Origin of the sequence: Acinetobacter sp. A3 (assembly GCF_012371415.1) — a bacterium.
Lineage (GTDB): Bacteria > Pseudomonadota > Gammaproteobacteria > Pseudomonadales > Moraxellaceae > Acinetobacter.
The window spans coordinates 1-15,951 of the sequence record NZ_JAAZQW010000025.1 but is presented as its reverse complement, the minus strand read 5'-3'; the positions used below and the strand labels follow the sequence as shown (position 1 = coordinate 15,951).

Annotated in this window: 15 protein-coding genes and 1 pseudogene; 2 read left to right on the top strand and 14 right to left on the bottom strand. The window is 38.8% G+C overall.

Going from position 1 to position 15,951, the window contains the following annotated elements; genetic code table 11:
* Positions 1-68: 68 nt before the first annotated feature.
* Both HHA42_RS09070 and HHA42_RS09065 read left to right on the top strand, forming a co-directional pair.
* Positions 69-1,253: a hypothetical protein gene (locus HHA42_RS09070; RefSeq protein WP_168419223.1), complete on the top strand. Its 1,185-nt coding sequence runs from the start codon at positions 69-71 to the stop codon at positions 1,251-1,253.
* A 221-nt stretch (positions 1,254-1,474) separates the two neighbouring features.
* Positions 1,475-1,717, top strand: coding sequence for a hypothetical protein (locus tag HHA42_RS09065; RefSeq protein ID WP_017395738.1), 243 nt, complete (start codon positions 1,475-1,477; stop codon positions 1,715-1,717).
* A 334-nt stretch (positions 1,718-2,051) separates the two neighbouring features.
* Here the strand turns inward: HHA42_RS09065 and arsH are convergent, their stop codons facing one another.
* The 14 genes and pseudogenes from arsH to HHA42_RS13520 all read right to left on the bottom strand — a co-directional run.
* Positions 2,052-2,756: an arsenical resistance protein ArsH gene (gene arsH / locus HHA42_RS09060; protein ID WP_106986394.1), complete on the bottom strand. Its 705-nt coding sequence runs from the start codon at positions 2,754-2,756 to the stop codon at positions 2,052-2,054.
* Between the two features lie 9 nt (positions 2,757-2,765).
* A complete protein-coding gene (arsB, locus tag HHA42_RS09055; RefSeq protein WP_168419506.1) occupies positions 2,766-3,806 on the bottom strand; it encodes an ACR3 family arsenite efflux transporter in 1,041 nt (346 codons plus the stop codon).
* 11 nt (positions 3,807-3,817) lie between these two features.
* A complete protein-coding gene (locus HHA42_RS09050) occupies positions 3,818-4,288 on the bottom strand; it encodes an arsenate reductase ArsC (protein WP_168526243.1) in 471 nt (156 codons plus the stop codon).
* Positions 4,289-4,294: 6 nt separating this feature from the next.
* Positions 4,295-4,615, bottom strand: a complete 321-nt coding sequence (locus HHA42_RS09045; protein ID WP_168526241.1) for a metalloregulator ArsR/SmtB family transcription factor — start codon at positions 4,613-4,615, stop codon at positions 4,295-4,297.
* Positions 4,616-4,810: 195 nt separating this feature from the next.
* Positions 4,811-5,050, bottom strand: coding sequence for a thioredoxin family protein (locus tag HHA42_RS09040; RefSeq protein ID WP_004988479.1), 240 nt, complete (start codon positions 5,048-5,050; stop codon positions 4,811-4,813).
* An 18-nt stretch (positions 5,051-5,068) separates the two neighbouring features.
* Complete coding sequence (locus HHA42_RS09035; RefSeq protein ID WP_106986396.1) at positions 5,069-6,091, bottom strand: permease; 1,023 nt, start codon at positions 6,089-6,091, stop codon at positions 5,069-5,071.
* Between the two features lie 56 nt (positions 6,092-6,147).
* Positions 6,148-6,582: an arsenate reductase (glutaredoxin) gene (arsC, locus tag HHA42_RS09030; RefSeq protein WP_004988483.1), complete on the bottom strand. Its 435-nt coding sequence runs from the start codon at positions 6,580-6,582 to the stop codon at positions 6,148-6,150.
* 624 nt (positions 6,583-7,206) lie between these two features.
* Positions 7,207-10,083, bottom strand: coding sequence for a type I restriction endonuclease subunit R (locus tag HHA42_RS09025; RefSeq protein ID WP_168526239.1), 2,877 nt, complete (start codon positions 10,081-10,083; stop codon positions 7,207-7,209).
* Between the two features lie 180 nt (positions 10,084-10,263).
* Complete coding sequence (locus HHA42_RS09020; RefSeq protein ID WP_228151493.1) at positions 10,264-10,629, bottom strand: hypothetical protein; 366 nt, start codon at positions 10,627-10,629, stop codon at positions 10,264-10,266.
* 18 nt (positions 10,630-10,647) lie between these two features.
* Complete coding sequence (locus tag HHA42_RS09015) at positions 10,648-11,499, bottom strand: hypothetical protein (RefSeq protein ID WP_168526237.1); 852 nt, start codon at positions 11,497-11,499, stop codon at positions 10,648-10,650.
* Between the two features lie 11 nt (positions 11,500-11,510).
* On the bottom strand, positions 11,511-12,623 hold the full coding sequence (locus tag HHA42_RS09010; protein ID WP_168526235.1) for a hypothetical protein: 1,113 nt from the start codon (positions 12,621-12,623) through the stop codon (positions 11,511-11,513).
* A 44-nt stretch (positions 12,624-12,667) separates the two neighbouring features.
* Positions 12,668-13,876, bottom strand: coding sequence for a restriction endonuclease subunit S (locus HHA42_RS09005; RefSeq protein ID WP_168526233.1), 1,209 nt, complete (start codon positions 13,874-13,876; stop codon positions 12,668-12,670).
* Positions 13,876-15,444 (bottom strand): type I restriction-modification system subunit M, encoded by a 1,569-nt coding sequence (locus HHA42_RS09000; protein WP_168526231.1) that lies wholly within the window; start codon positions 15,442-15,444, stop codon positions 13,876-13,878. The genes HHA42_RS09005 and HHA42_RS09000 overlap by 1 nt, the downstream gene beginning before the upstream one ends.
* 203 nt (positions 15,445-15,647) lie before the next feature.
* A pseudogene (locus HHA42_RS13520) lies at positions 15,648-15,899 on the bottom strand (hypothetical protein); the annotation flags it as partial.
* Positions 15,900-15,951 lie beyond the last annotated feature (52 nt).

Sequence of the window (15,951 nt, the reverse complement as noted above, 5' to 3'; positions counted from 1 at the left end):
GTTAGGTCAGGTGGCCTAACTTAAATAAAAAAGTCTCCGACAAACCCGGTACGGTTCAGATGTAAATTATGAAAAAACTATATGTTTCCTTAGCAGTCGCTACACTTTTCACGAGTACTATAACCTATGCTAGTGATGAGTTGAGTTGGGGAGATAAACAAGCAGATACAGGGCAGTTGGCTATTTCTGGAGCTATACGGACACGTTTTCAGCATAAGGATTTTTCTGATGAAGCCAGTGAAGGTAAGAATAATGATTGGAAATTAGCAGATTTAAAATTTGTTATTAATTATGAGAATCCTAAATGGCTTGCACAGGCAGATACACGATGTTATCAGTATGATTCTTTGTGTGATGCTGTATTTTTACACAGTGCTTGGGCTGGCTATAAAATTGATACGCAACAAACATTAAGTGCAGGTTTACAGCCAGTTGATTTTGGTTTTGGGCGTTTTTGGGGAAGTAGCTACTATGAAACATTATTCAATACTTTAGGATATGAAGATGTCCATAATTTGGGACTGAAATATCAGCTTAAACAGCAGGATATTCAATTGACATTAGGCTTTTATCCAACAGATGGGGGCAATTTTAAAGGGACATCAAAAGATTCCAGTCGCTATACAGGAAATTTTGTAGAAGCAGATAATCTGAATAGTGGTACAAACATTGAAGAAAAAAACATGTGGGTAGGTCGTTTGTCCAAAACTTTCACTTTAGATGAACATCATGAGTTTTCTTCTAAAGTGGGCACCTCATTTTGGTACTCAGAGTTAGAAAACAAAAAGACAGATCTTAATGGAGATAAGTTTAATTGGAATATATTTAATATTACTAATTATCAGAATTGGGAAGGGATGTTACTCGTAGGACAACAAAAAATTGATAATAAAGACAAGCAATTTCCAAATAGTTCTACTCTTGGAGCATTCGATTATGCTTATAATGTTGCCAATGATGGTAAATACGTAATGGCTGAATTAAACTATAATGTTAATCAGGAATTTAATGGTATTAATGGTATTAAACCTTATATTTCTTATAGTCATTTTTTTAAAGATCAAGCTGGTTATAATGACTCAAATCGTATTATTACTGGTTTGGCTTTTAACTACAAAAAAATTGGTGTACAGGCAGAGTATATTATATCTCGTAATGATTCTATGGTCGCAGGAGCAGTAGATTCATTGGCAGAAGGTGATAATAATCAATGGAATAAGTTGCTATATTTGGCGATAGGTTATTATTTTTAAATTCTTAGATCAGCGTTTGAAGTGCAACGCCATGTTGTTACCATGATACCTGACTCGGACTTTTAATGCCGAGTCTTTTTCTTGAGTGATGATAAATCGTGTACGTTGTTCAATTCGCCCAGCATCTACCCCAAAGTACCCGAAATGCAACTGTCATCAATTTGTAATAAAAATCGATTACATCTCGTGTGATAATGCAACTTTTCTTTGCGAGTTTATAAATGTCAGACAAAATCAGCTTAAACTATTTAAATGAACTCATTCGTAATGCTGAGAAAAAAGATAAAAAAATTGACAAGATCTTATTAGGCTATAAGGCGTATTATTTTTTTATGTCTGACAGCGAATTCCATAAAGAAGTCACTAACTCTGCCCTTTCACCAAGTAAACGTAAATATAAAAACTATAAAATCAAAGTGACTCAGGACGAATATCAAATTGATTTAAAATTTCAGGAAAAATAAGCAGGATTGCTCTAATTCTCAGGTTTAAACTCTTTATTTATTGACAGCCATTATGATTAAAGCATCAAAAAAGACAATCTAGACATTAGATGACCTGTTGTACTTAAGATCGTTACCCGCCAATTCAACATCATCTGATACAATCAAAATAACGGTTCACGTATCCTGTGAACTCCTGTTTTCTGACCAAATAGCACTCCGATAGTGTCCTCTTAAAATTTATTGGACACTATCGTGGTATTAATGAGTTAGAAAAGTGGGGCTCAGCGGATGCTTACGATTAAACAAACGATCGAGCCATCCGTTACCCTGCTCACACCATGACGAATCAGCTTTAAAGATTACGCTGATTGACTCGTTTAGACAGTTCTTCAGCCGATTCTTTTCGCTCCGAATAACGGTTGGTCAAATAGGCACTCTGACCGCGAGTCAGCAAAGTAAACTTGTATAGCTCTTCCATTACATCAACAATACGATCATATAGCGATGAAGGCTTCATCCGTCCTTCCTCATCAAACTCCAAAAAGGCTTTAGGAACAGAAGACTGATTTGGAATCGTGATCATCCGCATCCAGCGCCCAAGAATTCGCATCTGGTTTACACTGTTAAATGACTGTGATCCACCGCTCACCTGCATCAAAGCCAATGTTTTACCCTGCGTAGCACGAATAGCTCCTGCAGCAAGTGGAATCCAATCAATCTGTGCTTTGAAGATTGAGCTCATCGAACCATGCCGCTCAGGCGAACACCAAACCATGCCTTCAGACCAAGCCAACAATTCATGCAGCTCTTTAACCTTTGGATGTTCCAGATCACCATCTTCAGGTAAAGGTAAACCTTTGGGATGAAAGATTTTAACCTCACAACCAAAACGCTCAAGAATTCGCCCAGCTTCCATCACGGCAAGGCGGCTATATGAACGTTCTCTGTTTGAGCCATATAGCAATAAGATACGTGGTGGGTGACTCAGCTCTTTAGCCTGCACTTCCGCAAAAGTTGGTGTCGGTAAAAGATCAGATTCAAGATTAGGGAGTGTCATCTTTGCCTCTTAAGAATTTGGATAATATTTTTTCTTCAGCCATAAAGCTACGCTAACCAATGCAATCAGCACGGGCACTTCAACCAATGGGCCAATAATCGTGGTAAAGGCAATCGGTGAAGCCAAACCAAAGGTAGCAATCGCAACGGCTAAAGCTAATTCAAAGTTGTTACCTGCTGCGGTAAACGAAATTGCGGTGGTTTTGGGATAGTCATTCCCCATCCATTTACTCATGAAAAAGCTGACAAAGAACATCACGACAAAGTAAAGCGTCAATGGAATTGCAATCCGCAACACATCCATTGGCAAACTCACTACATCACCGCCTTTCAAGCTAAACATGGCTACAATGGTGAATAACAAGGCCAATAAGCTGAGTGGACCAATTTTGGGTAGAAACTGATTCTGATACCAGTCCAGACCTTTGGCTTTCACTAAAGATAGACGCGTCAGGAAGCCCATCAGGAATGGAATCCCCAAGTAGATAAGGACAGCATTGGCAATGGTCCAGAAATCAACATTGATGACATTCCCTTCTATCCCAAAAAATGGCGGCAGATAGGTCAGGAAGAACCAGGCATAACTGCTAAAGAACAGAATCTGAAAAATGCTGTTAAATGCGACCAATGCAGCACCGTATTGATTGTCCCCGCATGCTAGGCCATTCCAGATCAGTACCATGGCAATACAACGCGCCAAGCCAATCAGAATCAGACCTGTCATGTATTCTGGGTAATCACTCAGGAAGACTATCGCCAATACAAACATCAGCACTGGCGCAATCAGCCAGTTCTGAATCAGAGAGAGCGCTAATGTTTTTTTATCCTGAAATACTTTGGGTAAAGCTGCATAATCTACTTTGGCTAATGGTGGATACATCATCAAAATCAAACCAATCGCAATTGGCAAGTTGACTGAATTTACACTCATTGCGTCCAATGCAACGGATGCTTGTGGAAATACCACCCCAATCGCAACACCCAGTGCCATGGCCACAAAAATCCATAGCGTCAGGTTGCGATCCAAAAAGGATAATCCTGGTTTAGACATGATCTGCTCGCTTAAAGATGGGAAATTTGATTAATTTCAGCAATAAGCTGAGGACGGCTCATGTGATGGGTATCTAATGCAAAAAGTGCATCTAAGCGTTTGTTGATATGTTCTACAGTACTTAAAAATGCCTGTAATTTTTCTTGTTCAGGCAAATCTAAATGTGACGGATCTGATAGACCCCAATGTGCTTTGATTGCTCCTCCTAAATACAATGGACAAGCTTCTTGTGCTGCCGCATCACACACGGTGATGACGACATCGGGCTGATACTGTTCACAGGCATCAATCGTTTTACTCGACAAACCTTCGGTAGACAACCCCAGGTTCTGTAAAGTCTGAATGGTTAACGGATGAACTTGGCCAGAAGGTTTACTTCCAGCGCTATAAGCTACCCAACCTTCAGGCGCTCGACTATTAGACAGAACTTCAGAAAGAATACTGCGACAACTATTACCCGTGCACAGAAACAAAAATTTCATGAAAACTTACTCGCAATGGCTCTGAATCGATAGAGCTGAGGGATCAAATAACACGGGAACATTGCTACGTTTAAGTGTATTCAGAATTTCAAAGCACCATTCAGGTAGTTTTGGGTTAAGACTGTAATACACCCACTGCTTTTGCCGACGGTCATTCAGCAAACCACTTGATCTTAACAGGGCTAAATGCCGTGAAATTTTTGGTTGGCTTAACTGGAGTTTATCTGTCAAATCACAAACACACTGCTCTTCGTTTTCTGCGATAAGCATGACAATACTGAGACGTGTTTCATCAGATAAACATTTAAAAAACTGAACGTGGTCCATAACTGCTCCCATTCTATTATGCAAATATACACATATCCATATATTCAGTAAAGAGTACTCATTATAAAAGTATACCCATATCCGTATATGCTTGCCAGAAAGGGAAAAATTTAAAACTTCTTAACATCTCAAGACACAAATAAAAAAGACCCGTGGCTTATGCCACAGGTCTTTTTTACAGTTTTCCACATACACTTATTTATTTTTTTCAATCAACTCCACAATGGCTTGTGGTTCCAAAACTTTGCCACTTGAAACGATTTGATTATCTATGATCAGACCTGGCGTACTTAACAACCCTGTTTCAGCAATTTGCATCATATCAGTTACATATTCAATTTCTGCCTGAACACCCGTACTTTTTACAGCTTCTTCAGTTGCAGCCAATAAGGCTTTGCATTTACGACAACCTGTTCCTAAAACTTTAATTTGCATCTTTATTCTCCACACTTTTTATAAAAACCAATAACCCAAAGTATTCAGGCTATAACCAACAATCAAGATTCCCACAAAAACAATCCCTACAAACAAGCTCAATAAACGGGTTTTCACCACTTGTTTTAACAAGATTAGCGATGGCAGAGAAAGTGCGGTGACCGCCATCATAAACGCTAAAACCGTCCCCAAGCCAACGCCTTTAGTCACAAGTGCTTCTGCAATCGGCAAGGTGCCAAAGATATCCGCATACATTGGCATTCCGACAATCGTGGCAATCAGTACGGAATACCAGTGTTCCTGACCAAGTAAGGCGGTAATCCACTGCTCAGGAATCCAGTTATGAATTGCCGCACCAATCCCGACACCTATCAAGACATAAAGCCAGACCTTACTAAAAATGTCTGTCACCTGTTCCCAAGCAAATGTACGCCGCTCTTTTGCAGTCATGCTGAAATCTTCATCGTCACCTGAGATTGTTTGATGATGAGTCACAAATTCAGCCACATACTTTTCCATTTTCAAGTAGCTGATTAATGACCCGCCGATGACTGCCAGCACTAATCCAAGTAACACATAGACCAATGCAATTTTCCAGTTAAAGATACTCGCCAATAAAATAATTGAAGCCAAGTCAACAAGTGGTGATGAAATTAGAAAGGAAAAAGTGACGCCTACCGGAAGTCCTGCACGGGTAAAACCAATAAACAACGGAATCGAAGAACATGAACAAAATGGCGTAATAGTACCGAGTAATGCCCCCATGATATTGGCTTTGATTCCTGTCATCCGACCTAAAATCAGCCGAGTACGTTCTGGAGGGAAATAGCTTTGAATATAAGATAATGTATAGATCAACACTGAAAGCAGAATAAAGATCTTGAATACATCATAAATAAAGAAATGGACACTACCACCCAACCGGGTTGCAACGGATAAACCAAACACATTTTCAACGAACCAGCGCACCCCATCCGAGAGCCAGGTCATTTTAAGTAGAACATCATTTAACCAAGCAAAAATTGCGACAATGTTCTCCATTTAGATCTCCTGCTCTACACTGATACAAAGTCCAACAGCGTTAGGGGTTTCACCTTTTATTTTAAGCGTCTGCCTTGCTCATCAATGATGACTTCACCATCTTCTTTAGCGAAAGCTTTTAATTGCGGCAAAGGTAGAATATCTAGCACTACTTCAGATGGGCGACATAAACGAGTGCCCAAATCTGTCACGACCAAAGGACGGTTAATCAGGATGGGATGTTCAAGCATAGCATCAAGCAATTGCTCATTTGTCCAGTTCGCATCGTCTAAATTAAGTTCAGTATAAGCATCTACATTTTTGCGTAACACATCACGAACACTTAAACCAGAGTCCTGAATCATTTTAATCAGCTGATCTTTTGATGGTGGCGTAATCAGATATTCAATTACTTCTGGTTCGATCCCCGTGTTGCGAATAAGCGCCAAAGTGTTACGAGACGTGCCACAGGCAGGATTATGGTAAATTTGAACTTTTGGCATTTGATCCATGAGTATAATCTCTTAAACAGACAGCCTTTTATATATGAATATTCGAATATACGCAATATGGAATATATGATTAACTACAAGTACCAATAAATAAGAAAAGCTCCTGAATCAATCAAAAACCTCCCATTTAGGTATTTCTGAAACGGTGTCAATTAAATTAAGAAGCTAAAGCTTCTTTTCGGATTCTCAACTCACATTAGGAACATCCCTCATCTAACAAACTGAATATCTTAAGGACTTTTTTAATTGTATTTCTCTTAATAAAAGTCAATAAGTTGATAAGAGCGAAATTGAGATGGTGGCAGTATAATTCATAATTTAACCCATTAAAATTTCTTATAAATTTAATAAAGTGATTACCCTTATTTACCCCTTGTTGATCTATTTCATTTGTTCCACTTTAAGTTTCAAATGATCAAATCGATACCCGTGAGTTGTATTTATAACTCCGAAATTATTGCGATGCTAAAACAATGGCGGAATGAAGATGGTGGCCGTTTTGATCAAAAATATTGTTCATGGAACTATTGGCAACCGTTCTCTACTACCGGCTTAGAAAGGTTAAAACAAATGCATCCACCCAAAGATATAAAGCACCACCAAGTGCCTTACTTCTTTAGCAATTTAAAACCCCACATAAAACTTCTCAATCAACTGCCGTGTCTTGACCAGCAAGTTAGTGAAGACATTATCCCGTTCAAAAAGTTTTACTTTATAGTTCGGTAAGTCTTTCAACTCTTCTTTACGTGGCAAACGATGCGTATATTCATAGTGATCGAGTACTTCTTTCATCGCTTCAGGCTTTAGATTTTCCTGTTCACAAAGCTGCTGGTAAGCCTGTTCTTTTTCGATATCCCAAAATTGTGCAAAGGCATCTTGTACGCTTTGACCATTGATCATCTTCGGCATGTTTTCTTCAATGAATTTTTGAATGAGGTCTTGCTTATCGTGCAAGCTAATATCACTACTGATTAGATCGTAAATTTGCGCTTGGTACTTCTGACGCTTTTCCTCTGAGTCGGTATCGACGACCAGTTGTAGGAGGTTGATGATATATCCAACATTGATGCGGTCACTGTGCAGTAAATCCAGCTGAAAATCGACATCATCCAATACCGATACTTTTTCTTTCTTGGTGGTCTTTCTAACGGCACGGCATAGGTCAGCATACTTAGAGGCGAAGTTCGCAAAGTGCTGCTTATCCAGTTGTGTTTGGTCTTGATCGTACTCAATAAAAGTTTGTAATTGAGCGTTGTAGCGCATCACCTCACGGAAAGCTTTAATAAATTCCAGTTGCTGTTCTTCAGTAACAAGATCATCGACTGATTGGTAATTGGGCGTTAAGGCAAACAGTTTGCTCACCGCTGCTTGGTAATCCTGTTCAATTTCTGCATAGCTGGGAACAAGGACGATCTTGGTCGTTTCTTTATTGGAAAATAGTGCCAGCGCCTCATCTGTAGCGCGTTTCAGATTGCGGAAACAGATGATATTGCCAAATGGTTTTTTATCATTGTAGACACGGTTGGTACGTGAGAATGCTTGAATCAAGCCATGATATTTTAGGTTCTTATCAACATACAAGGTATTTAGCGGCTTGGAGTCAAAGCCCGTGAGGAACATATTGACCACAATTAGAATATCAATCTGTCTGTTTTTTACGCGCTGTGCAATGTCGCGGTAGTATGCATAAAATTGATCACCTGAATTGTAGTTAGTTTTGAACTGTCGGTTGTAATTGGCAATGTAGCGATCTAGCTTATCCCGACTGGATGAGTTGACCTGACTTGGAATATCTGCGGCTTCTTCATGAATCAAGCCATTTAAGTCATCAGTCGGTACAGCCTCATTTGCAGCGTAGGAAAAGATGGTGGCAATGGTCAAAGGCTTAAATATCCGACCTTGTGCTTCATCTTCAATTTGCTTTTCAGCCTGCACCTTTTCAAAGAGGTCGTAATATTGGGTCAGTGTTTCGACCGAACTAACACAGAACATTGCGGTAAATTCGCGATTACGAGTTTTGGTATCGTGAATATTGACAATGTAGCGGGCAATCATTTCAAGGCGTTGCGGATTGTCATACAGTTCTTTGGTATCGATGCCTTCTACATCTTCCTCATAACTTTCATTAGTCGCCATGCCTTTGGCGGTGTATTTGCCACGATAATCAATCTGGAACTGCAGGACGTTACGGTCACGGATGGCATCGACAATCACGTATTTATGCAAACACTCATTAAACAGATAGTCTGTGGTGAGTTTTAAACCTGCTTTGCTTTGGCTGTTCTTTTCAAAAATAGGCGTACCGGTAAAACCAAACATTTGTGCATTGCTGAAGAATTTTTTGATGTTTTGATGGGTCTCACCAAATTGACTGCGATGACATTCATCAAAAATAAAGACTACTTTTTTATTTTTAAGATAATCAATCGATTCTAAATAACGGTCGGTGCTGATGGCCCGATTGAGTTTTTGAATGGTGGTCACAATCAGTTTGTCATGACGTTGATCGAGCTGTTTTACCAAGGTCGATGTGTTATCTGTGCTGTCGACGCTGTCGGCTTTAAAAGCATTAAATTCGCGTGAGGTTTGCGTATCGAGGTCGTTACGATCGACCACAAACAGAACTTTTTCCACATCAGGCATTTGCATGATGATCTGACTGGCTTTAAATGAGGTCAGGGTTTTGCCTGAACCGGTGGTATGCCAGATATAGCCGTTCTGATCGGAGTTTTGCACATGCTGCACAATTTTCTGTACTGCATAAATCTGATAGGGACGCAGTACCATCAGGCTTTTGGTGGTTTCCAGCAGTACCATGTACTGGGTCAGCATTTGGGTTAGATGCTGCTGATTTAAAAATGCTTCGGCAAAGTCGACAATTTCATTGATGTGTTTGTTATGGACATCCGCCCAAGGAAAGGCAAACTCGATGCCTGTGGTGCCGTTGGAGTAATAACGGGTATTGGCACCATTACTAATGACAAACAGCTGAATAAAACCAAACAGCCCTTGCCCTGCCCAATAGGCTTCACGAATATAGCGTTGCGTTTGATTAAAAGCTTCGGCGATTTCCATGCCGCGTTTTTTTAGCTCGATCTGTACCAAAGGCAAACCATTAACCAAGAGTGTGACATCAAAACGGCTGGTTCTGCCATTATAGTCACGGTGATCAATGGTGATCTGGTTGGTGACCTGATAGATATTTTTGCTTGGGTCATCGGACAGGAAAAAAAGGTGTTTACTGGTACCATCATCAAATTTGACTGGAAATAGATCACGCAGATTTTTGGCCCGTTCAAATACTGTTCCGGTATTTAAAAAACTAATGACCTGTTTCCATTCCGTTTCTGACAGGGGCGCAAGTCCATTGGCGCGTTCGACTTGGGTTTTGAGGTTAGACAGTAGCTGGCTTTCATCCTTGAGCGTGACTGAGGCATAACCTAATTGTTGCAGTTGACCGATCAGTTCATTTTCAAGTTGATATTCGCTTTGTACTGTCATTTCACCATCACTTTAAATCAATATTTAACAACAACTTAACCAATACAATAACTAAGCATAGTTTTAGCTATTTATCAAATTTTAGACTCTATTTAAACAAAATCTGTGCAACGCATATTTTTCATTAATCTCATTTAAAGACTTGATAAGAGGAATACCACATAGAAAACTTTTAAAGAATCAGTGCATTAATCTCAAAAACTGAGGATTATTCACCTTCATTTGCAAATTGTTTTTATATTCTTCAATTGTTCCTCGAGCACAGAAACGCTTACCTACCATGCTATCAATACGACCGAAGCGCTCTTCAAACCATTTGTAGTTATTGTCCCAAACTAAAAGCGTCAACGTTTGATTCGGATACATTCGATCAAGATTTAAATAATGCCGATTTTCTAAATGCTTAATCTCAGCTAACTGCCCACATGCCATCACGGTCTTACCAACATGGAATGGAGCTTTAATTGCCTCAATTTTAATTTCCTGCGAAAAAGCATTTAAGCTCGCCATAGACAACAAAGAAGTAATTAATATTTTTTTTAGCATAGGGAACACCTTAAGTATTTAATAGCTTGAAATCTGATTTTCAACAGAGCGAATCACAATTTGAGGAACACCTTTATAGCTTTCGATTAAGCCAGTGATACAAATATTGCTACCCTCTGATGTCGGCATGATGTTGTTTGACCAAATCACTGCACTGAATTTATGTTTTGGATATATACCTCCAAAATTTATATACGTTGCTTTTGATGTTTGTGAAATTTGACTCACTTCACCACACACAGTCGTACTTTCTCCAATATGTGCATCTGCTTCATATACTGAAATCTGACCAGATGTCGATAAATTTGTATCGTCTATATTGCCTTCAAATGGATTTAAAACAACCTGTCTTGGCTCTTCAATTTTAGGTTGATCAATTGGTTTAGTAGTTGATGCTGTATCAGTTTCTATTTGTTGCTCATGCACATTCGATGGTATAAATCTTTCTGGCAAGTGTTGATTTTGTTGACTGTCCACTGGCAATTGTCGTGAGGCATCTGCTATTTCTTCTGCGTTAAGAAGTATGTGATCTTCTCTAGCAACTACAGATTCATTGTTTGAAAATAAAATATAGCCACCAATAAAAATTATCAAACCAATCAAGCCAACAATTACAGCCTTATATTGTTTATTCTTGCGAGTCTGTTCTTGGTATATAGGATCAAGACCCGCTTGCTTTCTAAACTCTAATTCTTGTTCAACCTGCTTCCTCTGTGCTTCTAGCGCAAACTCATCTTGTTTTTTCTTTTGTTCAAGATCATATCGCTCTTTTGCTTTCATCTCCTGATAGGTTTCTGAAAAGAAATTACAAATACTTAAAACAATCCCGATAGCAACTAAGCCAGCCAAAAAAAGTATGAAATCAATCATTAAATATCTCTTTACACGATTTGATCCAATGAGCCTAGAATCATCTGAGGCTTGCCTTTGTACTCCTCGATCATCCCTTTCACACAGAGTGTATTATTTTCTACATTTCGCAGTTGATTGCTGATATGAGAGTTATTATTCCAAATGACTACTGTAAAAGTTGCTTTTGGATAAGGTTGATCAAAGTTCAAATACACCCCTTTTGAGAACTCTTTTAATTGGGCTACCTTACCGCATACTATTCTATTTTGACCAATATACATACTAGCTTGAATAGATTGAATATGATTCGCACTTGAAGTGGAATTTTGATCTGCCTGAACATCTGATGAAAGATAACTAGGTGAAACTTGCTGTGTTATGGGTATATTCTCAGCAGATTGTGAGGTCGATTTTATATATAACACTGCGCCTAGCGCAATAGAGGCAACAAGACCTACTCCGATATAAATCTGTTTTTTGATTTCATTTTTAACTGAGCCAAGCTCTTGTGTTTGCCTTCCTTTCATCTCTGAAAGTTCTTTTTGTACATTTTGTAGTTCTTGTAAATGATTTTGTTTAAATACATCTATACCTTTTCTTACATTGCTTAGCTCATTTGAAACATCTGAATGATTTAGTGAATTATTTGTAGTTAGCTGTTTTTCTAAATCGGCTATTTTAGCTTCTTGTTCAGCGATTAGAACTTGAATCTGTTTTTGTTTAGATTGTTCAGTAATTTGATGGCTCACTTGAGCTTGTAATGCTTTACGAATCTCAAGGATCACTTGTTGCTGTTGTTGAAATGCTTTTTTATTGGTATAGCGTAAGACAATTCCAAATTGTTGAATTAAATCATTCTGACGCTCGAGAAAGTCATTAAACTTTTCATACCCCTTATTATTGATTTTTGCGTAACCGTCCAACTCAATTGGCAATTGATAACCTTTGCTTTTATTAACGATCATGAAATCAATATACCGATTACCAGATTTATTATCTTTAAACGGATACTGAGCGATAACATCATCGGGGGAGATTTCTGGAATTTGACTTAAGATTTCATCTACAAATTTTTCTTCATACCCAACAATATGCTTAATCTTGTCTCTATTTTCATATTTCCACTTTTGCCAGTCCAACATTCCACACCCATACAAAAAAATTAAAAAACTCTAAAGTTTAAAATTCACACAAACATCTGCTGCAACAAGCCTTTTTTCCAAGTTTTCGCTTGTTCAATTTGCTGTGCCACCACTTCAATTTTTTGGTCGATACTCGATAAGAAATTAGCGATTTTGGTTTGTTCTTCTAGGCAAGGCTTTAAAATAACTACTTCAAAGAATTCCTGAAGACTAATATTTAATAAACCATGATTTCTCGCACCTTCTTGAGCAATTTTTTCAAGTTCAGGTACTAACGCCCCACTTTCTACATATTGCTCAAAGAAGTTAGCATTCAACTGATCATTTAGTGCAAAACAAATATAGAGTGTTGATACAACTCCTTTCTCATATAGCTTCAAACGTTTAATTGCACCCATTGGATAACCTGCTGAATAACTTTTGTTATAAGCAAATTCTCCTTTATGAAGTAAGTAATACTTACTTAAATCTCGTGATGCAATTTGTTTACTGAAATAATCCTGTTGATTAACTAAACCCATTTGAGCTGAGATTGTTAAAGCATTCTGATTGTCTTCTTTATTTTTTCTAGTCACTCGCTCAGCTACATCTCTTAACTGAATCTCCTCCCACTCCCCAAACTCACTCCCATCATCCGCTTTAAAACGAATCTGCTGGCTAAACAGCTTTTGCATCATGCCTTGTTTATATTGGCTCAGCAGCTCATGTTTTTGCGTGAGTTGGCTGATCTTTTCATCCACGTTCGATAGAAAAGAGGCGATTTTGGTTTGTTCTGCTTTGGATGGAAGGCTAATAGGTAAAGATATTAGATCTTCTCTAACAAATCCTTTAATAGACGTCCCTTGATTTAAATCTAACAATCTTGGGGTGATATTTTTCATTAAATATGCAATAAAAAGAGCATAATCTTTTTTAGGTGTGAGAGCTGTAAAATCTTGACTTGTACATAATTCTTGGTTTGTAAGAGCAACTTTTCCAACACCAACACGAGATACTAATAAAATACTATTCTTAGGTATCTTTTTAGTAGCACTATTTTTTATAGCATCTTCTGAAATAAAGCGATTTATACGTATATCGAAGATACTCTCTTCATTTAAATCAGAACTAGATATCCAAGGAATGTTCCCATTCCAATAATCATGAATATCTTTTGAAGGAGTTCCTCCACTGCTAAACTCACCTAAATCCTTAACTTTAGTATTGATCCAGTCATTTTCAAATTCTTTAAAACGTAACTTAGGTACAGACATCACTTCACCTCCGCAAAAGGCGAAACAATGCCTAGCTCGGCACAGAAACCATTAATCACGGCATCAGTCTTTTGGCTCTCAACTTCCAAAGCTTGAAGCTGTTTTGCAATCGCATCTAAATCAATCTCGGCTTCCGCTTCAAAGGTATCCACATAACGCGGAATATTCAGATTGTAATCGTTATCTTTGACTTCTTGCAAAGTCGCCACATGCGCATATTTTTCAATATTTTCACGCTTTTCAAATGCCGCAACAATCTTATCCAAATGCTCAGGCAATAACTTGTTTTGGTTCTTCTGCTTTTCAAAATCATTGCTGGCATCAATAAACAGAATATTGCCGCTCTGCTCACGGTTTTTCTTCAACACCAAAATACAGGTCGGAATAGACGTGCCATAGAATATATTGGCGGGTAGACCAATAATCGCATCCACCACGTTCAACTGTTCAATCAAATACTGACGAATCACGCCCTCGCTCGAACCACGGAACAAGACGCCATGCGGTAACACCACCGCCATAGTGCCGTTGTCATCGAGTTGATACAGCATGTGCTGTACAAAAGCCATATCGGCTTTAGAACTTGGCGCCAGTTTGCCATACGCAGCAAAACGTTCATCTTGTAAAAATAACGGATCAGCAGACCATTTTGCCGAAAATGGCGGATTCGCCACCACCGCATCAAACTTTTTATCTAAATGCTGCGGGCGGGTTAAAGTATTTTCCTGCTTGATGTCGAACTTGGCAAAATGCACATCATGCAGAATCATGTTCATGCGTGCCAAGTTGTAGGTGGTACGGTTCATCTCCTGACCGTAAATCATGTCGACATCTTTTACTTCACGTTTTACCCGAAGCAACAACGAACCCGAACCGCAAGTCGGGTCATAGACTGAACGTAAACGCTCTTTTCCTTGGGTGACAATCTTCGCCAGTAAAGTCGATACGGTTTGCGGGGTATAGAACTCGCCGGCTTTCTTGCCGGCACCCGATGCAAACTCGCCAATCAGGTATTCGTAGGCATCACCCAGTACATCGGCTTCGGTATTGGAAATATCAAAATCAATATCATCTAAATGACTCAGGACTTTCGCCACCAGTGCATTACGGTCACTGGCGTTATTACCGAGTTTAGTCGAATTCAGATCCATATCTTCAAACAGGTTGGCAAAGTCATCGGCAGAGTCAGTGCCTAAAGTACTTTGTTCAATTGATTTTAAGGTCGCAGTTAAATCATCCAAAATGAATTCGCCCTGACGACCACGCTCGGCTAAGGTATGGAATAGCTGTTTGGGTGTAAGCGCATAACCCACTTCGGCAATGGCATTCTTTTTAATTTCTTCGATGTACGGTACATGCTCAGGATTGTTTTCATCCAGCTCAAGAAAGCTGACTTCTTCGCCATCCAGCAATTCATTAGCAAAATTAACCGACTTTTCCGATAAATATTTAAAGAAAATAAAACCCAGAATGTAATCACGGAATTCATCGGCGCCCATGGTGCCACGCAAAGTATTGGCAATATTCCAAAGTTGTTTTTGTAATTGTTGCAGTTGCACCTGGGTCATTTTTATAGAAGTCCAATTAAGTGAATCATTAATTAAATGATTTTACCTAAAATTCTAAATCATGCAGCAGTAAAAAGGTGGAAAAGGACATGAATTGTCGTGCTCAAGCGATGTAATCTATCAATTCAAGCGCTAGACAGATACATGATCTAAATTTTATAGCAGCCTACTCCAGTAATCTGCACTACAGAAAAACAAAGATATCAAAATACTCCAGATATGGGAGAAACTAATATCTGTTTATCTTTTCCACCCAGCCAGACTAAATACTCATTCTCTATTGCCTGCTTATACGCCCAGTCGGCAACCCGATGCGAACGTTGAATATCTGTTAAGAAACCGAATTGAGAAATTTCCCGAACAATAGATTGATCATGTAGATAATTCCGCTCCTGCCACTTTTGCAAAAACTGTTCCGACGCCAAATAATAGAGGTGGTCCCACTTGTTTGAACAACTAAAAGCGTATTTATAAGTGATATTCCGCTCTAGTTAAGCCACCTTGTTT